The organism is Pseudomonas putida, assembly GCF_026625125.1.
GTDB lineage: Bacteria > Pseudomonadota > Gammaproteobacteria > Pseudomonadales > Pseudomonadaceae > Aquipseudomonas > Aquipseudomonas putida_X.
Genome location: NZ_CP113097.1, coordinates 1569629 through 1592155, shown reverse-complemented (window position 1 = coordinate 1592155; position 22527 = coordinate 1569629). Strand labels below are relative to the sequence as shown.

The window sequence follows — 22527 nt, the reverse complement described above, 5'->3', positions numbered from 1 at the left end:
ATAGTGCAAGTGCAAACGGCCCGTGGGAATCAGGCGGGGCCTTGCCTGCCTTGTAACAGGCTACGGTAAAGCTCAGCGTATGAGGCGGCCATCAAAGGTGCGGTAAAGACCTCTTCATAGCGCTGCAACGCTTTGGCCCCCATGGCCTGGGCCATGGCTGGGGTGTCCCACAGGCGCTGCATGGCCTGTGCCAACGCCGTGGCATCCCGTGGCGGCACTACCAGCCCGGTCTGATCGGCCAGGTTGATGAACGTGGTACCCGAACCCATTTCACAAGAAATCAGCGGCTTGCTATACATGGCCGCCTCCAGCAGCGAAATGCCGAACGACTCGGAGCGCAGGTGCGACGGGAACACGAAGCCGTAGCACAGCTCCAGCAGCGCGGCTTTGTCTTCATCGGGCAGGCCGCCGAGAAAGTGCACATTGTCCAACCCCAGTTCGGCGGCCTGCTGCTTGAGCTGCCCTTCGAGGAAGCCGCCGCCCATGATCGCCACTGGCAAGCCATTGAGTTGCGCGGCCTGCAGCAAGTGGTCCAGGCCCTTGTAGTAGCGCAACGCGCCGACGAACAGGAAAAACCGCTCACCCAACCGCGCGCGCCAGTACGCCAGCTTTTGCGCGGATGCCTTGGGGTAGGTCGACCGGTCCAGGCCATAGGGGATGATCGAGACCTTGTCTTTGAAGCGCGTCAGCACCGGGCTATGCGCGGCATAGTTGGGCGAGGATGCGACAACCCGGTCCACGCTCTGGAAAAAACGGTGCATCAAAGGCTGATAGAGTTTGAGCAACCACTTCTGCTTGACGATATCCGAGTGGTAGCTCACCACGGACGGCTTGTTCACCCGTGCCATGAAATGCACAAGGTCCATGTAGGGCCAGGGGAAATGGTAATGGACGATATCCGCCTCCCTGGCCAGCTCGGTGAAGTCCTTGAGGGCCGACAGCGAGAAGCCGGTAGAGGCCACGTGCAGGTCAAGCTTGGCGCGGTGGGCCAGGTGGTTGGCCACCGGCTGGTTGCGCGCCGCCCCACGGTTGCTGAGGTAGAGCACTTGCGAATCGATACCCTCGGCTCGGCAACCTTCGGCGATCTGGAAAATGACCTGCTCGATACCGCCCATGGAGTCGGGGTAGTAGGTCTTGAAAAAATGCAGAACCTTGATCATTGCCCTTCCCTGACTTTGCGGTAAACCTCGAGGGTGGCTTGTGTGCAGCGCTCCCAAGAAAACCCGGCGGCATGGCGCAGCCCCTGCTCTACCGCGGCCGCGCGCCAGGCTTGATCCTCAAGCCCGCGCTGCAACAACGCCGTGAGCCCGTCCACGTCGTCGGGCGCGCACATCAAGGCGGCCTGGCCTGCCACTTCAGGCAGTGAAGAGCTGTTGGAACACACCACCGGCACCCCGGAGCTCATGGCTTCGAGCACGGGCAAGCCGAACCCTTCGTAATGCGACGGGAAGGTGAACAACCGGGCCCCGGCAAACAGCAAGGGCAGGTCTTGGGCGGCAGCGAACCCCAGGTAACGGGCCCAGCCCTGCTGTTGCGCCTGAGCGATACGGGCGTGGATCGCTTCGCTGCGCCAGCCGTGGTAGCCGGTAAGCATCAGCGGCCAGCGCTGGCGTAGCGCCAGCGGCAACCTGCCGTAAGCGTCCAGCAAGGTTTCGATATTCTTGCGCGGCTCGATGGTGCCCACGAACAGGCTGTAACCGCCCGGTTCCAGGCCGTGCCGGGCAAGGGTTTCGCGCAGCATGTCGGGGCTACGCGGGTAGAACTCTGGCGAACTGGCCAGCGGCACCGCGTGGATCCGCTCAATGGGCCAGGCAAAGTAATCGGCCAGCTCCTGACGGGTGTAGTGCGAATCGGTGATCAACGCATCGGCGCGTTCCAGGGTAAGCGTGAGCTCTTTTTGCAGGTAACGCGCTATCTGCGGCGCATGGCAGTGCGCCCAGGTGAATGGCGACAAGTCGTGGAAGGTCGCCACACTGCGGCCGGCGAAGGGCGGCAGGTAGTAGTTGGGGCTGTGGTAGATGAATTGCTCATAGCCCTGCAAGGCCCGCTTGCGCAAAAAGGGCATCAGCCGGCGATACGCTTCGACCGCCAAGGCGTTCTTCTGCACGAAACGCTTGAGGCCATGCACGGCATCGGACTGGTCCGACGGCTGGGGCAAGCCTGGCAGGAAGCGCCGACCGGCAAACAGCTGCAGGTCGGTGATCTCGCTACTGTTCTGCAGCCGCGACGCCAGTTCGTAGGTATAGCGTCCAATGCCGGTCAGCGGGAAGCGGATCGGCTCGACGGAAAGGATGAGCTTCATTTACCCGCAAGCATCCAACCCAGGGTTTCATCCAGTGTCGGGGTTTGCCAGCCGGGTACCAGGCTGCGCAGCAGGCTGTTGTCGCCGCACAAGGTCTTGACCTCGTTGGCGCGGACAAAAGCCGGGTTCACCTGTACGTCGATCTGATGCCCGGTAATGGCCGAGCACTTGGCGATGACTTCGCGCAGCGAATGGGTTTGCCCGGAGCTGACGTTCACCGTCTGCCCCAGCGGGCGCGCTTCGATCAGCCCGCGGTAAGCCTGCACCACCGCACGCACGTCGCTGAAATCGCGCCATACGTCGAGGTTGCCCAGTTCGATGGTGCTTGCCTTGCGGCTGAAGTGCGAAACGATCTTGGGCAGCAGGAAGTTTTCTGCCTGCCCAACACCGGTGTAATTGAAGGGGCGCGTGATGACGATTGGCAAACGGTCGAACCACAACCGCGCCATGTATTCCATGGCCAGCTTGCTGACCGCGTAATCATTGGCGGGCGCCGGCGGCGTCTGCTCGCCCAGCATCCCTTCGGAAACATTGCCATATACGTTGGCACTGCTGGCAATCAGCACACAGTCGGGTGCTTTGCCGCAGGCTGCGATGGCTTCGAGCAGGTTGCGCGTGCCGACCAGGTTGACCTGGTAGAACGCATCGGCTGCGCCGTGCCCGACAAACGCAATGGCAGCCAGATGCACGATGACATCCGGCTGCACTTCGGCCAGCAACGCGCGCAAGGCCGGGCCGTCGGTGAGATCGACCTGGTGGTAGTCCGGGGCATCCAGCACTTGGCTGCCCGTACCGACTACTTCATAGCCACTGGCTCGCAACTCGGCCGCCATGTAGCGGCCCGTGAACCCCTGAACCCCTGTGATAAGCGCGCGTTTACTGGCCATTTGCATCAGAACGAGAACCCTTTTTCGTTACGACGCAGGTCGGCTTCGACCATCATGCGGCACAGCTCTTCCAGGCTGGTTTTTGGCTCCCAACCCAGTACTTCTTTGGCCTTGGCCGGGTTGCCGATCAGCAGCTCCACTTCGGCAGGGCGGTAGAATTTCGGGTTGATCACGACCAGCACCTTGCCGGAGGCGGCGCAGGTGCCCTGCTCTGCCTCGTCCTTGCCGCTCCAGTTGATTTCGATACCGGCGGCCTTGAAGGCCATGGTCACGAAGTCACGAACGGTTTCGGTACGGTTGGTGGCCAGCACGAAGGTGTCTGGCTCGTCAGCCTGCAGCATGCGCCACATACCTTCGACGTATTCCTTGGCAAAGCCCCAGTCGCGCTTGGCGTCGAGGTTGCCCAGCTCCAGCTTGTCGAGCAGGCCGAGTTTGATCTTGGCTACCGAGTCGGTGATCTTGCGGGTCACGAACTCACGGCCGCGCAGAGGAGACTCATGGTTGAACAGGATGCCGCTGGTGGCGAAGATGTTGTACGACTCACGGTAGTTGATGGTCATCCAGTGAGCGTACAGCTTGGCCACGCCGTAGGGGCTGCGTGGGTAGAACGGGGTGGTTTCTACCTGCGGGATTTCCTGCACCTTGCCGAACATTTCGGAGGTGGAGGCCTGGTAGAAGCGCACTTTCGGGTTGACGATACGGATGGCTTCGAGCAGGTTGACCGCGCCCAGGCCGGTGATTTCGGCGGTGGTCAGCGGCTGTTCGAACGACACGCCAACGAAGCTCTGCGCGGCGAGGTTGTACACCTCGGTGGCTTCGGTGGTTTGCAGCAGGCGGATGCTGGCCGACAGGTCGGTGAGGTCGTACTCGACCAGGTGCAGGTTGGGGTTGGTGTGGATCCCCAGTTCCTCAATGCGCCAGAAGTTGACCGAGCTGGTGCGACGGTAGGTGCCGTAGACCGTGTAGCCCTTTTCCAGCAGCAGTTCCGCCAGGTAGGCGCCGTCTTGACCAGTGATCCCAGTGACGATTGCTTTCATGCGACTTAACCAACTCCGATAGTGCCGTGCGGGCATGTGTGATTATTAGACCGGCGCGGGCTGTTCCTGCCGCGCGCACGTTAAGGTTCGGTGACGGAGTATACATCTGTTGGGCGATGTGCTCGACTCAGAAAAAGCTTGTGTTAGGCAGCCGGTAGTTTTTGCCTAGGCGGCAGGTGTGGTGGGTGGGGCAGGTACCTGGCGAGGGATTTTGCAGGGCCTGCGAGATCGAGCGCCGCGCGGGCGGCGCTCACCCACTCCTGCGCTCAATTCAGCGCAGTTGCACCCTGCACCGCCTTACCAGCCACGGGCCGCGCAGCAGCCGCGCCATCAACACGGGCCACATCGCCACCAGGCAAGCTGGTCTCGGGCACCGGGCTCAACCACACGTTCACGTTGTCCACGCTTTCCTGATTCAACTCCCCTGCCCAGCGATTGAGCAGGAACAGGTTGGTAATGAAATCATATTGCGATCTCAACAGATCACGCCGCGCCTTGAACTCGTTCTGTACGGCCGTCAGCACATCCACGGCGTTGACCACGCCGTAGGTGAACGCCTTTTGCGCGGCAACGCTGGACTTCTGCGCTGAGGACAACGCATTACGGTTGGCGCGGATCTTCTCGACACTGGACTGGGCAGTGAGATACGCCGTGGTGGTTTCTTTGACCACTTGGCGGCGAACGCCTTCCATCTGCTCTTCGGCCGCCAGTTGCTCGTCATACAGCCCCCGCACCCGGGCAGAAGTGGAACCGCCGCTATAGATTGGGATTTTCACCCCGAGCGTGGCCACATAACTGTCGCTGCGCGGCGCCTGGGTGTTGTCGTACCCTTGGTCACTTTGCTGTGCACTCAAACTCAAAGACAGCTGAGGATAATGCTCGCCCTTGCCCTCACGCACCGCGGCATTGGCCGCCTCGGCGCCGCTTTGCGAGGCCTTGAGCATCGGGTTGGTTTCAACCGCCTGGGTAATCCAGCTTTGCAGCGGGCGCGTCGGCGCCTGCAGTGCCACATCATTTCGCACCCGGCTCAGCGGTTCATTGATTGGCCGCCCGACAATCTCGGCCAATGCCTCACGGCTGACCTGCACCTGGTTGCGTGCGTCGACCTCTTGCGCCGCCAGCGAATCGACACGCGCCTGCATGTCGAGCTTATCGGTGATCTTGGCCATTTGCCGGTCGAACATCATGCTGACGCGGTCAAGGTTCTTTTGCGTGGCGCGGCGCTCGGCCTGCACCAGCGCCAGCTCATCGTCTGCCGCCAGGGCAACGAAGTAGCGCTTGGCCAGGTCGACTGTCGCTTCGGCCAAGGTATCCTCGGCCTGCTGGCCTTTCTGGGCCTTGACGCTCTTGGACTTCTGGTAACGCTCCCAGGCCGGCTTGTTGTACAGGTACTGGGTCAGGCTGAGCGAGTAGGTTTCGTTGTTATAAATGTCGCGCGACAGTTCGTTCTTGCGCAACACACGGCTGGAGTTGGCGTTGGCCGAAACCTGCGGCAGCAAGCCACCCAAGGCTTCACGCTGCTGCTCGGCCGCCGAACGCGCCCGGGCGTAGGCAGCCAGCACGCGAGGATCTTCCAGACGGGCTTCGCGGTAGAGCCCTGCGAGGTCCAGGGCGTAGGTCGATGCGGCAACACCTCTTGGCATTTCGCCCTGGGACTCCACCGCCATCGCCTGCCAAGCGGTCATGCAAATCAAAACACCCGGTAGCAAACGCAGCACAATCATTCCTCGATCAGCGATTCGGCGAACATGTTGCGCGCCGGTTTCAGCAAGTACTGCAGCATGGTGCGGTCGCCTGCGTTGATCAGGACATCAGCTGGCATGCCCGGTTGCAGCTTGCGGTTGCCGAGTTTTTTCATGCCGTCTTCAGTAACCTTCACCCGGACCAGGTAGTACGGGTCCCCGGTACGTTCCTCAGTCAGGCTATCGGCGGAGATACGGATCAGCGTGCCTTCGATAACCGGGGTGGTTGCCTGGTTGAAGGCACTGAAGCGGATATCCGCCGTCTTGCCCAGTTCGAGGCGGTCGATGTCTTTGGTCGCGACCTTGGCTTCGATCACCAGCTCCGAAGAGGCAGGGACAATATCGAGCAGTGGCGTAGCCGCACTGACCACGCCGCCGATGGTGTGCACCTTCATGTCCAGCACCATGCCGCTTTCCGGCGCGCGGATCACCACCCGCGACAGGCGGTCCCGCAGCGCAGCTTCTTTTTCCTGCAGGTCGAACACTTGGGCCTGCACTTCGGAAAGCTCGTCGGCCACATCCGAATCGAATTTCTTCTTCAACTGCACGATCTGCAACTCTGTTTCGCCGATCTGCAGCTTGGTCTTGGTGATGGTCGACTCATGGTCGGCCACTTCGGTCTTGAGCATGTCGAGTTTGCGCTCCTGCTCGAGCAGGCGCTGGTTGTCGACGAAGCCTTCGGCCAGCAGCTCTTTGAGCTGCTTGATTTCACCGGTGTAGGACTTTTCCAGGTTGCGCTTGGTGCGAATCATGTCATTGAGGCCAGCGATCTGCTGCTTCATCTGCTCGATGCGCTCGCGGTTGACCGATATCTCGCCTTGCAACGCATCGTGCCGCGCCTTGAACACCTGCTGCTCACCTGCCAGGGCTTCCATGGCACGGTCCGAATCGGTGCCCTCCATAGTTACAGGCGGGATAGCCTGCAACCCATCGCGCTCGGCGCGCAGACGCGCTTCTTTATAGCGAGCCACGATCAGCTGGTTACGGGTGGACTCATACTCGGAACTTAGTTGAGCTTCATCCAGTACGATCAGCGGGTCGCCCTGTTTGACCAGGTCACCGTCACGGGCCAGCAGTTCCTTGACGATACCGCCTTCCAAGTGCTGAACGGTCTTGCGGTAGTTCTGCACGGTGACAACGCCAGAGCCGTGGACGGCATTGCTCAAAGGGGCGACCGCTGCCCAGGTGCCAAAAATGCCGAAGGTAACAAAAACGATGGTCAGGCCGATGCGGCGAATACCGCGATCGGAGGTGGGCATGTCATCGAAATTGTGGTCGAACGTGGTGATTGCTTTGCTGCTCATCAAAAAATCCTTTTATGCGCCAGTGCTGGTCGAGGTGACGGGCGCAGCGGCAGGAGCCGCAGGGGGAGCGGGGCGAGGCGCGGTGGGCGCGACTGCGGGAGGTTGCGGCGCAGCCGGTTGAGCAACGCGCTGCTGGCCCTTGGCCTGCTGCGCGGCCAGCTCGGCGATGACACGATCACGCTCGCCATACATCGAGATGGTGCCGCCGGCCATGACGAGGATGCGGTCCAGGCGCGTGAGGATGTTGGGGCGGTGCGACACGATGAACACCGTGGCGCCGGTTTCCTTGAGCTTTTGCAGGGCTACGCCCAGTGCGCGCTCGCCCACATCGTCCAGGTTGGAGTTGGGCTCGTCGAGCACGATCAGGCGCGGGTTGCCATAAATGGCACGGGCAAGGCCGATGCGCTGGCGCTGGCCGCCAGAAAGGTTGACACCGTCGCTTCCAATCACGGTGTCGTAGCCGTCCGGAAGCATCAGGATCATTTCGTGCACACCGGCCATCTGCGCCGCCTGCACCACCTTCTCCGGGTCGACTTTGTCGAAGCGGGCGATGTTTTCGCTGATGCTGCCTTCGAACAGCTCGATGTCCTGCGGCAGGTAGCCGACGTACGGGCCTAGGGCCTGCTTGTCCCAGGTCGAGATGTCGGCGCCATCCAGGCGCACCACGCCGTGCTGGGGCGGCCAGATGCCCATCAGCGCACGCACCAAGGTCGACTTGCCCGCAGCGCTCGGGCCGACGATGCCGACGACCGAGCCGGCTGGCGCCACGAAGCTGATGCTGCGCAGTACCGGAGCCTTGGCGCCTGGCGGCGCGACAATCAGGTTTTCCACCTGAATGTGGCCTTCCGGGGCAGGCAGTGGCATGCGCTCCGGCTCTTTGTTGAGGTCGTCCATCACCTTGCTAAGGCGGTCGTACTGAACCTTGGCGGCGACAAAACCTTTCCAGCTACCGATCATCTGGTCGATGGGCGACAGCGCCCGGCCCAGCAGCAGGGAACCGGCCATCAGGAGACCCGGGTTGATTTCGTGAGTTACCACCAGGTAAGCACCGATGGCCAGCATGATTGACTGCGACCAGGTGCGGAACGTCTTGGAAATCGAGCTGACCACGCCGCCCTTATCACTAGCCTCGGACTGCAGCAGCATGATGTTGCGCTGGCGCTTGGCCCAGCGGTTCATCAGTGTTTCCAGCATGCCCATCGACTCGATGACTTCGGCATTGCGCAGGGTTTTGGTGGTGATGACGTTAGAGGCGACGTTCTCTTTATTGGCAGTGGCCAACGCCTTACCGGTCACGCGGTGGTTGACCACCGCCAGCACCGCGAGCGCGACACCGCACCCGAGCGTCATCCACCCGAACCAAGGATGGAACAGGAACATCACCGCCGTATAAATGGGAAACCATGGAGCATCGAAAAACGCAAAAAGCCCCGTACCGGTGAAAAACTGGCGCAAGGCAGTCAAATCGTTCAACGACTGCGCAGTAGCATCCGAACCACCACTGTTGAGTGCGCGCTTGAAGCTGGCCCGATACACATCGCGGCTGAGCATCACATCCAGGCGGTTGCTGATACGCACCATAATGCGCGAACGCACCCACTCCAGCGCACCCATGGTGGCGACCAAAATGGTAAGAATGAGGGTAAGCATAAACAACGTGGAGGTGCTGCTAGAAGGTACGACGCGCCCGGACACCTGGATCATGAAGAAGGTGGGCACCAGCATCAGCGCATTGACGAAGAAGCTGAAGAAACCGACCGAAATGAAGCTGCTTTTACAGGCTTTGAGTGCGGTTTGCAGGTTATTTTCGGATTGTGAACTCATGGTATCCATACTGAGAATGACAAAAGCGGCGGGCAGTGTAACACCCACCGAGAAGAACGCAGCCTGCCCTATCAAGAGGCCAGGTGCAGACAAAGCCGACGAAACGCCTTGTTTATGAAAAAACCCTGATGCAAGTCAACAAAAAGGCATAAAAAAGCTGCGTCACTGCTTACTTACGCGGCAGAAGGCCATGCCTTTCTTTAAAAACGACCAACGGCAACACAGGCTGCGGCAGCCTGCCGCACCTAAGTCAGAGTAAATTAAAAATTGACTCCAGAAACAACAGAGCCATCAAGTCATTGATTTTAATGAAAAAAAACCGCATTGATCACAGACCCATCAGTCACTTCAGTCTGCGCCCTGCGTGGCCTGCGAGCGCTAACCCGAGGATTTAGTTCAGTTTTTCAGTGAAATTTTTTTTACCTTTGCGAGTTGACAACATTATCCCATCCCTTCATCTTCGCTCCTCGCAAGGAGCCTTTACCGGCCGTTTTGGTGTACGCACGGGTTTGAGCAAGTTAGCTACCGGTGTTTCGTTTAAAAGGAGCTTAACAACGCCATGTCTATGCCTTCCCAGCCCCTCGATGGCTTGAAGATCAGCTCCCGCGTAACGTTGCTGGAGCCGGGCATGTACATCTTCCGTTATGCCTCGCAGCCACCGGCCGATAAACCCGTGTGCATTGCGCTGCAACAGGCGCCGCTTGGCAAAGGCTCGATCGATTTCTTCCCCGCCGAGGGTGTCAGCAAGAACATGCTGACCAAACTGGGCGACACCATCGTGGCCCGGGTCAAAGGTGGCGTGACCACCGTACTGATCACCGAATACCACATGTTCGACGACGTGATCGACCCGGTCGACCTGCGCATCGACCGCATCGACACCTCGCCTGCCATCATGCGCACTTTTGCCGTGGTGGCCAGCAGCGAGCCTGCCCCCAGCCTTACCGCAACCGCTAGCCCCACCGCCTTCGAGCTCACCGCGCACCTGCAAAAATCAGGCGAAGTGGTTTCGAGCGAAGGCCGCATCGGCACGCCCGGCAGCGACGAATTCATCGAGAGCTTCGCTATCAACTGGCCCAACAAGCCGGATGGCGTCGACCTGCTCTACACCTGCATGGTGGCCGGCTCCGGCCCCAGCCGTAATGTGTCCACCGGCACCTTCGTTGGCGCGCGAGGCGAAGGCCTGCCGCTGATCTGCGTGGGCTTCAGCCTGGTTGGGCCGCTGCGCAAACACTACGAATTGACAGGCCTTATCGTGTTCGGCAATGCCGAGCCACAACGCCTGCTCGCCAATCAGATGATGCATGGCCCCACCGGCAACGAGCCGTTGGTGGCGCTGCATATCGCCGTTACTCCCGTTACGAAGATGAACGCTGCCCGCTCTAAGTCTCCGTGGGAAAACTCTGCGCAACCGCAGAACCTCAGTGCAACAAGCCAATTGGCTTGAAGTAACAGGAATACACCATGCAATACGATAGCCCCGTCTCGTCCACCGAGTTCCAGACCTTCCTGGCCGCTACCACCCTGTCCGACAGCACTGTTGACGCGATCAGCTCCCTGCTGGGCCTGGAAGCCGAAGGCGCAACCGTTAACGTTGCAAGCTTCGACGGCGTAAACCTGGAGCTGCCAGCTGGCGGCGCCGTTGACGTTGTTACCGGCGAAATCGCCGGTGTTGCCGCCGACCTGGTCACTCTGGACCTGTCCGCAGCTGAAGCTGCCGGCGCTCGCGCTTACATCCTGGAAAGCGATGCCAGCCTGAACGTCACCCTGCAAGGCCAGTCGGGCAACGTTGCCCCAGCCGCCTTCGCTGCCCTGGCAGCCGACGTAGCTGTAGCCGCTGACGCCAACGCCGAAATCGGCCTGGTTGTCACCACTGGCAACGGCAACGACGTAATCACCGTCAATGGCGACCAGAACACCTTCATCGACGGCGGTGACGGTAACGACACCATCGTGACCGGCAACGGCAACAACACCGTTATCGCTGGCGCTGGCAACAACAACGTCAAAACTGGCTCGGGCAACGACACTGTCGTGCTGAGCGGTGAAGACCACACCGACATCGTCGACACCGGCGCTGGCTACGACGTGGTTCAGCTGGACGGCTCGCGTGAAGACTACGCGTTCGCCACCAACGCCAACTTCAACGTTACCCTGACCGGCAACCAGACTGCCTCGATCTCGAACGCCGAGTTCCTGACCTTCGTCAACGGCGAAGAAGTCGAGACCGTTGCTCTGGCCTACAGCGATGCTGAAGCCGCTGCACTGCGCCTGTTCCAAGGCGTACTGGACCGTGACGCAGACCTGGAAGGCGCCAAGTCCTTCGTTGGCCAAGTCAACAACGGCACTTCGCTGACCGACATCGCCAACGAGTTCCTGAACTCGAACGAATACGCCGGCGCTAACAACGCTACCGACGTGAACGAGCTGTATCAGGCGCTGCTGGGCCGTGCTGCTGACGATTCGGGTGCAAGCACCTGGACCGACATGCTGGCCAACGGTGGTTCGCTGGCTGACGTGGCTGCTGCTATCGCTGTTTCCAGCGAAGCTCAGACCCTGGACGCTTCGAACGGCGACTTCATCCGTGACCTGTACACCAACGTACTGGGCCGCGAAGCTGAGCAACAGGACCTGGACTTCTGGGTATCCTCGCTGTTCAACGGCGCAAGCCGTGCCGATGTTGCCAAAGACATCGTCACCTCGGACGAAGCTGGCGTTAAAGCCAACAACGACTTCATCGAGTCGCTGTACCAGTCCGCTCTGGACCGTGCTTCGGAAGAAGGCGAGAAGGACTACTGGTCTGCCCAGATCGCCCAAGGCGCTTCGCACGCCGACGTGGCCATCGGCATCGTTGGTTCCAACGAAGCTGTTGCAAACATCGACAACGTCGTTGTACTGCACGGCCAGGTGTAACTAGCCCTGCTGTAGCCAGGCATTCACTCCGCCGCAAGGCGGGGTGCATGCAAAAGGGGGCGACTTTCGGGTCGCCCCTCTTTTTATTTTTTGTAGCCAAGCCAAGCTTATGTCCAGACACCTCGACCATGGGCGAGAAACGCTCATGGACATGTTCCACCGCCACCGCCAAGCCAACGAGCAGGGCCTAGCGGCTGCTGCACTCGAGCGTGCCATGCAAACCGCCGAGTACCGGCCGGAAGCATTGGTGTGGAAAGGCATCGCGGCATTGCCGCAAACGCCTGAGCTGGCCTTTTTATTCTTTGCCAATGCCGCCAAGGCACTACCCGACCGGGCGGACATCCACGCCCTGATCGGCCGCAGCCTGCTGGCGCAAAAGCACTTCAAACTCGCCACGCGCTACCTGACCACGGCCTGGAAAACCCAGCCCAATGACCTCGCCCTGCGCATGACGCTGTGGCAAGCACGCAGCCAATCGGAAACTCCCGCCGAACTGCGCCGCATGGTGCTTGCCCACCTGCCTGACATTCACACCGGCCAGGAACTGGCACAGGTGCTTAAGCTGCTGGCCGCGCAACCTGACGCGCCCGGCACGGTCGGCGTGGTGCGCTACCTGCCCGAACAGCGGGAGATACAAGGTTGGGCCATAGACCTGGCCAACCTGCAGGCACCGGCAGCACTGAAAATCGAAGCCAACGGCAAGCAGTTCGACACCCAGGCCACTGCCCAGCACCCATTGCTGAGCGCCGCCGGGCTGCCTGCCACCCATGGCGGCTTGCGGGTGAGCGTGCCGAACGTGACTGCGGCAGTACACCTGCGCTTCGCCAACGGCACTGCACTGCTCGGCAGCCCCGTCTTCGCGATGCCGGCATTCGTGCCGCCCGCCAGCGTGAACGGCGGCGGCGAACAGCAGCCAGTCGACGTGCTGATCCCCGTGTATGACGGCCTCAACGAAACCCTGGAATGCATCAACAGCGCACTGGAGGCGCGCAAGCTCAACCGCACCGCGCACCGGCTGGTGGTGATCGAAGACCAGACCCCCGTGCCCGCCCTGGCCAAGGCACTCAAAGTGCTGGCCGCCAAAGGTAAGATCACCCTGGTGCACAATGCCGTGAACCTTGGGTTCATCCGCAGCATGAACCGCGCCATGGCCCTGAGCCCGAACAAGGACGTGGTGTGGCTGAACGCCGATACCCGCGTGCATGGCGCCTGGCTCGACCGCCTGCGTCAGGTGGCCTACAGCGATGCCAGCATCGCCTCGGTCACCCCGTTCACCAACAATGGCGAGTTGATGAGCTTCCCGCAGAGCCGGGTGAGCCACGCCATGCCCTGCCCCAAAGCGCAAGCCGAACTGGATGACCTGGCCCGCCAAACCGACAGCCCGCCAATGGAAATAGAAACCGGCTGTGGCTTTTGCCTGTACATCAAGCGCGAGGCATTGGACCAGGTGGGCTACCTGGACGAAGTCCACCTTGCGCGTGGCTATGGCGAAGAAACCGACTGGTGCCTGCGCGCCCGCGAGCACGGCTGGCGGCACATGGGCGCGCCCAATGTGTTCGTGGCGCACCAGGGCGGCATCTCGTTCGGCGCCGAAAAGGCCCTGCGCGTGGCCCACAACAACGCTATTCTGCGCAAACGCTACCCAGACGCCTCCGCCCGCTACAACACCTTCTGCCTGCGCGACCCGATCAAACCGGCCCGCCAAGCATTACAAAAAGCGCGCCTAGCCAAGCTGACCAGCCTGCCCCCCGATACCCGCCAAGCCCACTGGCCAACCCAAACCGGCGAGCCCACTGTAGGCGCCGGCTTGCCGGCGATGAGGCCCTCAGCCGCCCCATCCCCCCTCAAGCAATGCGCAACATCCAGCCCCGGCGAAACGCTGCACATCCACAACGGCTCACACAGCGACGCGGCATTCAACCTCGCCTGGCGCCATGAGCACCATCGCACCTGGGCGACCCTGCAAGCCCCACTGCAGCCACTGCCCTTGACCCTCGACTTCGAACTGCCGGGCGAATACCCCCAGTTGGTCGAGGCACTGCGCCTGCTGCCGCTGAACGGTATCGCTTACCAGCAACTGGCGCGCTGCCCCGTCACCCTGTGCGAGCTGCCTGCCCTTCTGGGCATGCCCTACAGCATCATTTGCCGCGATAGCCGGCTGCTGAGCCAGGATGAAGCGTTCGACTGGCAGCACTTCGCTCACAATGCCACAAGCGTACAGCTGCCATGGCAAGCCTTGCACCGCGACTACGCCAGGGCCCTACCCAAGGCGAACCTCGTATTGCCAGGCCCTACCGAACACCCACCAGTCTCGGCAGATACGCCACGCGTGCTGCTGATTGGTGACAGCCTGAGCAACCCGGCAATTGCCCAACGCTGGCTGGCCCTGGCACGGCAGATCATCAGCGACCAGTTGCCGCTCGTACTACTGGCCAAAGACGACAGCCCTTGGCTGAAGGCACTCCAGGCTACGGGCGCCGTCTACCGGCTGCCGGCCCTGCACGGTTTCAGCCTGGCCGAACGCGCCGTAGCTGCAGGCTGTGGCGGCGTGCTAAGCCTGGATGACGCCCCCGGCGCGGACTGGCAGGCAGCGCTGCTGGCCGACGAACTGGCCGCCCCGCTGTTTGCGAGCCCAAGCCCGCTGGCCGCCGAAGCCGGCGCGAGCCCAACCACTTCCCTACCCTTTTCACTGAGCCAAGCCTGATGACTCAAGACCTCTTGGAAAAGCCCCAGGCGGGCCAGCAACCCGTCCAACTTAACGGTTACACCGGGGCCATCATTGGCCTGCAGGGGGATGTGCTGCAAGGCTGGGCAATCGATACCGCCCAGCCGGAACTGCGCCCGGTGGTGGAAGTATTTATCGACGGCGCGACCGTCGCCTTGGCGCGTGCAGACCAATACGAACCACTCGCCCCAGTGGGTGATCAGTTCCATGGGTTCACCGTTCAGCTGCGCAAAAGCTGGCTGGACGAAGCGCGAGTGATTACGGCACGCATCGCCAACCAGGCATTCGAGCTGGAAGGCCAGGTACATTTGCCTGCTGCTCCCAGCCAGGAAGCTTCGGCCATTACCTCGCAGGTGTGGCACACCGGTGGTCTACGCGTAGGTGGCTGGTCATGGGACCCGCAATCACCACGCCGTCATGTTGAAGTGACTGTGCGCGAAGGGAATCAGGTCATCTGCACTGCGACTTGCAATGTGCATAACCAGGCACTGGCGTATCGCGATACCAGCGATCACGGCTTTGCCATTGACCTGCCGTGGGAGTTGGCCGATGGCAAGGTGCATGTGCTGGATGTAGTCGATGATCGCGGGCAACCGCTTGCCGGCAGCCCGATTCGCCTGTGCTGCTGGCCGGAAGGCGTAGAGGGTTTGATTCGGCAGCTGGATGCGAAGCAGGATCCGGCAACCATCGCCCTGCTCACTGAAGTGGCCAAAGAGCAGTCAATGCGCTTGCCCAAAAGCGCAGGGTGGCATCTTTACCCGCAATGGTTTGAGGCGTTTCAGCGCCTGGAGGGCCTGGACAAGCCTGCCATGCAAGGCAAGGTCGGCTTGCTGATCATCAGCGCAGGGGATTGCGAGCAGGAAAAGGCCAGCCTTGAAAGCCTGGGTACTGACCGTGCAAACGTACATCAAGTCGCCATCGCCTCCCCTACCGATTTGGCACCCGCCGTGCAGCAACTGTTGGCAGAGGGTTGTGATCGAATTCTACCTTTGGCGGCAGGTGATCGCTTGGCCCCGTTGGCCCTCGCGCACCTTTGTGCGTTGCTGGACGATGGCAGTGCCTGGGCATTTGCAGACTGCGATCGTGACGGCCCACAAGGTGAGCGCAGCCTCCCTTGGCTGAAGCCAGTGTGGGACATTGACCTGTTCATCGGTGCGGATATCTTCACTCCAGGAGCAATATTCGGCGCAGACATCATCAAGCAGGCATTGAATCTGTTGACAGCGCGTGCCGAACAATCTGCGGTAGGCTGGCATGACTTGGTTGCCGCGATTGCATTGGCCACCCAAGAGAGCAACGCGAGTGTGGTGCACTTGCCCCGAGTGCTTTACCACCGTACCAACAATGCGCCAGCCAGCCCCGAGCAGGCAGAGCCATCGTCCGAACGACTGCGTGCCATCGAGTGGCTCTGCCAAGAATTGGCCCCTGGTACGACAGTGAGCCGTGTGGAGGACTACCCCGCACTGCTCAGGGCGCATTGGCCTCTGCCAGAGCAACTGCCGCGGGTGAGCTTGATCGTACCTACCCGGGACCAATTCAAGCTGTTGCACGCGTGTGTTGAAGGGTTGTTAAACGACACAGATTATCCAAACCTCGAAATCATTGTTGTCGACAATGAGTCGAGCGACCCCGACACCTTGGCTTATTTCGAGGATATCAAGGCACGCGGCGTGACCGTACTGGCACACCCCTACCCGTTTAACTATTCGACCATCAACAATCGTGCGGCGAGCATTGCCACGGGTGAAGTGATCGGCCTCGTCAACAATGACATCGAGGTTAAAAAAAGTGCCTGGTTGAAAGAAATGGTAGCGCAACTTTACAGACCGGGTGTCGGCGCTGTGGGCGCGAAACTACTTTGGCCGAATAGCATGGTCCAACATGGTGGAGTTGTTGTCGGCATTAACGGCCTGGCGGCGCACACTGGTAACAATCTCGAACAGCGTGACGCTGGTTATCTCGGGCTGAATCAAATCACTCGTAAGCAAAGCGCAGTTACTGCGGCATGCATGTTAGTGCGCAGAGAGATTTTCGAAGAAGTGGGTGGTTTAGACGAAAGAGCCTTTCCGGTAGCGTTCAATGATGTGGATCTGTGCTTACGCATCCGACAGTTGGGCATGCACGTGATTTGGACCGCGTTCGCGCAATTGATTCATGCTGAGTCAGCCAGCAGAGGAAAGGACCAAACACCAGAAAAAATGAATAGAGCTCAGCGTGAGCAGCGTAATTTTATAGGCCGCTGGACCCAAGCTGGATACTCGGACCTTTTTTATAACTGCTCACTTAGCACAGACTATCTAAGCGGCCCCTATGGCGGCCTTGCCATGCAGCATTATTCAGTAAAAAAACGCAAACAGCATTTAACATCAAAAGCTCTATTAGTCAGCAGAACTTCACTCAAGTGAAGCTTCGCAACCAGAACACTAATGAGCCTCCTTGGACGTAACGTTAAAAGAAAATGAAAAATCCATCAGTACTTTTCGTATCAAACACTTCAAGACATGCGAGACCTTATTACGACCCGTCAACACGATATCGGTGTTTTAATTTCGCTCAAAGTCTTTCGGCGAAAGGCTTTCCTACTGCGTGCACCACACAAGCCATATTCCAAAAACAGCCATCATTCTTTTCTAACTATGATTATTTTGTATTTCACCGACCGGCTCTGACAGCTGAACTGGCTGAATTCATTTTATCGATGCCTACAGAGAGGCTTATTGCTGACTTCGACGACCTGAATTTCAGCGTAATTCATGCCATCGAAACCCCAGCAGTTAGAACTCGCTCAGAAAACGTCTCAACCGTAAGTAAGAGCCTAGCCAAGATTGCTGGTGCGGCCTCTCTATTCACTCAATTTAGCTCGTCCACTGTCCCGCTAGCCGACTATCTGTCCAGGCTTTTCTCTGCAAAAAAATCTGTTGTTATACATAACGGTGTGGATCCAACTTTCGCCGGCATTTCAGAAATGGTGAGGGAGCGAAACCCAATCTCTCATCGTCCTTACACATTCGCCTACTTTCCCGGCACAGCCTCACACAACCCTGATTTGCAGATGATTGAGGAGCCTCTCCAAAGGGCACTGGCATCTGACTCATCATTTAAACTTATGATAGCCGGCCCGGTAAAAATTCCAAATACCTTAACTAGATACGCGGATCAAATATATAAGGCTGATTACGTCGCATTTCACGAACTCCCCAACCTAATGGCCAAAAGCAAATTTGTTCTTGGCCCTTTGGAGGAGACTGAATTTAATCAATGCAAAAGCGGCCTCAAATTTTTTGAGGCGGCCTTATCTGGTTGTACAGTGATTGGCAGCCCGATTCCCGACATTGATCGATTCGAATCCATCCTTTTGAGAAAGTGCAGGACCTCAGCAGAATGGCAACAAGCTCTTCTAGAGCCTATTACTCATTCCGAGAATGAATTAGAAGATGCAGCCAGGTCCGTAGATACTGAAGTTTCTTCGGACAAGCAAACTGCCAAATGGATCAGCGAGTTTATTGAGCAATGAAAATCCTCCTTTACATCGAGCCCCATCCTGTCCGCGATAGCTTCGAAGAATTTTCGGGTATAGGAACATATTTAGCCGAATCACTGTTAAAACAAATTGATTCAAGCTCTTTCGACCTGCGCGTTTTCTCCAATAATGCTGTTATCGATCTGATCTGTAGCAAAGTTTCTCAGGGCTCAATGATCTGCGAGCGACCTACAGGCATCGAATCGAAAGAGATCGAAAACTACAAATCAGCCTGGGGAAAAGATAACATCAATGCCTGGATAGAGCTAACAAAAGGTATTGGCGAGGCTTCAGAGCTTTATTTATCAATACTAGAAAGAATCTACAAAAAATACCCCTTCGAGGCGATAGTTTTATGGTCAGAGAATGGGGCTGTCCGCAAGTTCTGCACAGCAAATGACATTATAGTATTACATGGCGAGTTAGGCCCAACCCGAGGCCCATTCGTTGAAACAATGTACTTCGATACTGCAGGCACAAATGGCAACGCTGCAGTGAGACAGGCTAACATTGACAATTTGCCCCTGAAAAACTACCCCGTACAAACTTGGCTGGGCCCTAAGAGCAGATTCGAGAACAATCCTGATGGCATTGGCATTATTGATGTGCCATACACCGCGGTACCTGACGAAATAAGCGCATCAACAAAGTTCCCCTACATCTATGTTCCATTACAACTCGCGGACGACCTCAACACCATCAAAAACTCAGACTTCGAGGGACCTCTTGATTTCCTCGAAAAAGTCCTACCAGCATTTACCGAACAAGGTTATCACGTAATCATCAAGCCTCATCCTGGGTCACTAAGCCGCCCTTATAATCTGATTGAAGAAACAAAAGCGCTAATTTACGCCCGTACATTCGTTGAAAATGTGACAATTTTGGATCGTGCAGTCACAATCACGCGATCACTTCGCCTCATATCACAAGCGGCGTTTGTATGCACCATCAATAGCTCAGTAGGATATGAAGCTCTACTTTTAGGAAAAAGAGCGCTGATTCTAGGGGATGCGATGTATGACATCAACGGCAGACTAAAAGTCAGCCTGGCAGATATTCGCAAACTTGCAGACATCCCTGACAATACAAGCCATGCAAGACGACTTTTCAACTTCATGTCCGGCCATTTCCTTATTAGTAAGGATGCTATTGGCACAGGCAAACCCATTATTGATATTTTGTACTTCCTGAAGGAAATGAAGCAGCTTCAGATCACTCCCACCCAAGAAACCTACTGGGAGCACTGGGTTAAAAAATTCAAATACGGCATTAACTGGCTTGGCGAAAACATACACGAAGAGGTTTCAGACCTAGTACCTGGTGAAATCTTCGGAAACCTCCAGTTATTGGCCGCTTCAAACAAAAGTATCACCATCAAAAACGGCGTGGCTACTATCACGGCACAAGAGGCAGGACGACCTCTGATTGCCGGCTCCGCTAAAGTTCTTGAAAAACTATTCATAGGCAATATTGACGTAATATCTCCTAATGAAGAAAAGAAAGACACTACGAAAATTGAAGGCTGGGCGATAGATGACAAACTAAGGCAGGCAGCCTTAGTACTCGTCTTCAAAGATAATTTAGTGCTATCGCACAAGCATACAGTAGTCCCGCGGCTTGACACCGCCGATTACCTGCGCAATCTTGCAAATTCGTCTATTCGCACGTTCCCGACCAATTGCGGATTTAGGATTGAATTGCCGGGAAACCTTACATCCAACTCCGGCTACAACATAGCACTACTAACATCCGACAATACAATGTTCGTCATTAACGGCAAGTTGGGTTCAATTACAAAATAATCGATCAGACATCCCGTTGCCCTGTAGCGCTCAGGCAACGGGACAAGTGCTTTAGCGAGACATCAAAATGGCATCCACATCACAGACCGAAAAATATCTAATCCACAATGATGTATTGCTAACCACCTGTGGATTAGCTTATTTGATCGGAGGCAATCACACAGTACTAGACTATATAACTGAAAAGACCACTCCGACGATCGAGTCCTTTGAAAACTTCAAGCTCAACATCTCCCGGCGCGCATATATCTCTAGCTTGGCAAAATGCAAATACCTGCATGTCATTTTCCCGGACAAGCAGTCAGTATTAGCATCAGAATTCCCAATAGAAACGATGTCCAGGCTAGGCGACAAGTATGTAGATTTCTTGAGAAAAGACGGCCTTCATGGCCTCGTTCTTTATCCTGCGGATTTTCTGAATGAAACGCTCGGTCGCTTGTCATACGACAAGCTTGACACTCACCTATCAGACTCTGGCACCCTCGTTGTGCTTGCGCGAATCTTAGACATCATTGGCTTAGCCGCACCTGTTGCACTACGAGAAATCCAGGAGTGCATCAATCTAAAGACAAAGACAACCGGCGACCTCGGAAATAAATTTTCACCCCCGCTCTACCAAGAGTCCATTAGAATCAACCCCCATTGGAACCACACTAAATTCAACAGCAATGGCACATCCAATAATGGTCAAATTGATATTTATTTCAGCCCCGAAGCCACAACCGACAAGAAAATTCTAATATTTGGCGACTCATTTTTCCGACTGATGCTGCCACACCTTTCCAAAATCTTTCAGCAAGTTGTATTTCTGCGTACGCCTTACTACCATGCAGAAATGGTCGAACTGATACGTCCCGACATAGTTCTGACGGGCAACGCCGAACGTTACCTGGCAAATGTTGCGTCAGATATAAACGCGCCAGCCTTTCAACTCTACTCATACACCCATAATGCCGTTTCGAGGCCGTCCCCTCTCTTCCTAAACGCCTTCAGAACGATAACCTCACCCAGCGCTATATCATCTAAAAAGTTCCTCAACTATCTCTTTAATGATACTGCACAAGCCAAGAAAATCGTCGGACCATCACATATGGTCAGGTGGGGTCAGCATGTCAAGAACGGGCTTTTGACAAGGCCTCCTCAGGAAAGTGACCTGATTGGCTTCGGGGGCGCACCGGTCTGGTCCCAGCGACTACTAGAATCAACAAAGAAAGCGTGCTCCGACGATACCAAAATATTGCTTATGGTCGGGGACTTCCGGTTCGGCAACGAAATATCGCTTCATCCTGCAAGGGACTCTTTACCCCTTTTCTTGCCCAACCACTCTGGAATTAATGCAAAAGCCATTAAACCAGAGAACGATGAATTCATGCTAAAGCGAAGCCTCGCAGCCATATCTGCTTGGGACAAAACATTCAACAATAAAATACATTTTATTTTTTGGGACCTTTTTTGCAGGCAGGTACAGGACCGCTTAGCCGGACGACATATCAAAGCTAAAGCCTACAATCATCCGCACTGGAATTTGGCTGATATTCAAGCAAATGTATCCACTGCGAAACTTATCGACCTCTCACCGCTACTGAAACTACCAATGCATGAAGCAATGCGACTATTTATCGATCCTAGCTCGCATCCATCGCACATTGGTTACCTCATGATCACCAATTGTTTTTACTATAATACTGACGCCCGCACTTCCTTCAACAAAGCAGTTCGCGACGTAGAGCGTATAATCTTCGACTCTGCCGCCCAGCTGGTCAGACGCAAAAATACTCCAATACTAATTTTTGGCCAGAGTGTGTGGCTTGATACTCTACTTCGCTATTTAGGCCCATCAGGCCTAGAGAAGATTGAAAAAATCGGCATAAAAATAGTTAGTATCAACCCTCAAATCGGCCACGCCCAAAGTGTCAATGTTGCAGCAATCTCACATCACTCACACTTCAAGGTTTTTATCTCCGACGATGGTAAACAGCCCACAATTCCGTTCGCGCTGGAGCAATTAGCAGACTGGATCCATGGCGCTGCGAGTCATATTGTCTGGGAAGCTAGTTGTGCGCAGACCATCATCAACAGAAGAGAAACCCCTCAGTCTCTACACAACAAAAACTACTCAGCAACCCGTACGTCGCATACCATTGATATTTCTGACTCGGACATTGAGCTTGGTCCCTTTGGGTATCCGACCATAACAGGTTTAACGAAAGTGTTTGATATAATTTAGGGTACTTATTTCACAGCCAGCATCCGCTCTGGTGGCAGCTTCAAGCCAGCGTTGGAATCACTAAATAAGCCTTTACCCCAGAAAATAACGAGGTAAAAATAGCTATGAACGATTTGAATTATTCCTCATTCGCGTGTATCTGCTTTTCAAGCCGGGGCCATACAGACTCAAGCTCATCGCTCACGGCTGTAATTCTCAGTGCCCTCTCAAATAGCCGCACTGACCAGAGCGCACAAAAAAATAT

14 protein-coding genes are annotated in these 22527 nt (G+C 56.9%); 7 read left to right on the top strand and 7 right to left on the bottom strand.

Features of this window, described 5'->3' with window-relative positions; all coding sequences use genetic code 11:
- Window positions 1–29: 29 nt before the first annotated feature.
- From OSW16_RS07250 to OSW16_RS07220, 7 genes are all read right to left on the bottom strand, one after another.
- The gene (locus OSW16_RS07250; protein ID WP_324288824.1) at window positions 30–1160 is read right to left on the bottom strand and encodes a glycosyltransferase family 4 protein; all 1131 of its coding nucleotides are present in this window, start codon (window positions 1158–1160) and stop codon (window positions 30–32) included.
- Window positions 1157–2302, bottom strand: a complete 1146-nt coding sequence (locus OSW16_RS07245; protein WP_241802933.1) for a glycosyltransferase family 4 protein — start codon at window positions 2300–2302, stop codon at window positions 1157–1159. The genes OSW16_RS07250 and OSW16_RS07245 overlap by 4 nt, the downstream gene beginning before the upstream one ends.
- Window positions 2299–3195: a GDP-mannose 4,6-dehydratase gene (locus OSW16_RS07240; RefSeq protein WP_267821909.1), complete on the bottom strand. Its 897-nt coding sequence runs from the start codon at window positions 3193–3195 to the stop codon at window positions 2299–2301. The genes OSW16_RS07245 and OSW16_RS07240 overlap by 4 nt, the downstream gene beginning before the upstream one ends.
- On the bottom strand, window positions 3195–4226 hold the full coding sequence (gene gmd, locus OSW16_RS07235; RefSeq protein ID WP_241802931.1) for a GDP-mannose 4,6-dehydratase: 1032 nt from the start codon (window positions 4224–4226) through the stop codon (window positions 3195–3197). The genes OSW16_RS07240 and gmd overlap by 1 nt, the downstream gene beginning before the upstream one ends.
- 266 nt (window positions 4227–4492) lie before the next feature.
- On the bottom strand, window positions 4493–5950 hold the full coding sequence (locus tag OSW16_RS07230) for a TolC family outer membrane protein (RefSeq protein WP_241802930.1): 1458 nt from the start codon (window positions 5948–5950) through the stop codon (window positions 4493–4495).
- Window positions 5947–7272 carry an HlyD family type I secretion periplasmic adaptor subunit gene (locus OSW16_RS07225; RefSeq protein ID WP_267821906.1) on the bottom strand — a complete coding sequence of 442 codons (1326 nt, stop codon included), beginning with the start codon at window positions 7270–7272 and terminating at the stop codon, window positions 5947–5949. Before OSW16_RS07225 ends, OSW16_RS07230 begins: the two co-directional genes overlap by 4 nt.
- A 12-nt stretch (window positions 7273–7284) precedes the next feature.
- Window positions 7285–9096, bottom strand: coding sequence for a type I secretion system permease/ATPase (locus OSW16_RS07220; protein ID WP_267821904.1), 1812 nt, complete (start codon window positions 9094–9096; stop codon window positions 7285–7287).
- Window positions 9097–9661: 565 nt separating this feature from the next.
- Here OSW16_RS07220 and OSW16_RS07215 point away from each other — a divergent pair.
- The 7 genes from OSW16_RS07215 (at window position 9662) to OSW16_RS07185 (ending at window position 22283) form a co-directional block, all read left to right on the top strand.
- Window positions 9662–10543, top strand: a complete 882-nt coding sequence (locus tag OSW16_RS07215; RefSeq protein WP_267823909.1) for a hypothetical protein — start codon at window positions 9662–9664, stop codon at window positions 10541–10543.
- A 17-nt stretch (window positions 10544–10560) separates the two neighbouring features.
- Complete coding sequence (locus tag OSW16_RS07210) at window positions 10561–12009, top strand: DUF4214 domain-containing protein (protein ID WP_267821901.1); 1449 nt, start codon at window positions 10561–10563, stop codon at window positions 12007–12009.
- 145 nt (window positions 12010–12154) lie between these two features.
- Window positions 12155–14713, top strand: a complete 2559-nt coding sequence (locus OSW16_RS07205) for a glycosyltransferase (protein ID WP_267823907.1) — start codon at window positions 12155–12157, stop codon at window positions 14711–14713.
- A complete protein-coding gene (locus OSW16_RS07200; protein WP_267821899.1) occupies window positions 14713–17139 on the top strand; it encodes a glycosyltransferase family 2 protein in 2427 nt (808 codons plus the stop codon). The genes OSW16_RS07205 and OSW16_RS07200 overlap by 1 nt, the downstream gene beginning before the upstream one ends.
- A 53-nt stretch (window positions 17140–17192) precedes the next feature.
- On the top strand, window positions 17193–18248 hold the full coding sequence (locus OSW16_RS07195; protein WP_267821897.1) for a glycosyltransferase family protein: 1056 nt from the start codon (window positions 17193–17195) through the stop codon (window positions 18246–18248).
- Window positions 18245–20056 carry a GT99 family glycosyltransferase N-terminal domain-containing protein gene (locus OSW16_RS07190; protein ID WP_267821895.1) on the top strand — a complete coding sequence of 604 codons (1812 nt, stop codon included), beginning with the start codon at window positions 18245–18247 and terminating at the stop codon, window positions 20054–20056. The genes OSW16_RS07195 and OSW16_RS07190 overlap by 4 nt, the downstream gene beginning before the upstream one ends.
- Window positions 20057–20123: 67 nt before the next feature.
- Window positions 20124–22283, top strand: coding sequence for a hypothetical protein (locus OSW16_RS07185; protein WP_267821893.1), 2160 nt, complete (start codon window positions 20124–20126; stop codon window positions 22281–22283).
- Window positions 22284–22527: the final 244 nt, after the last annotated feature.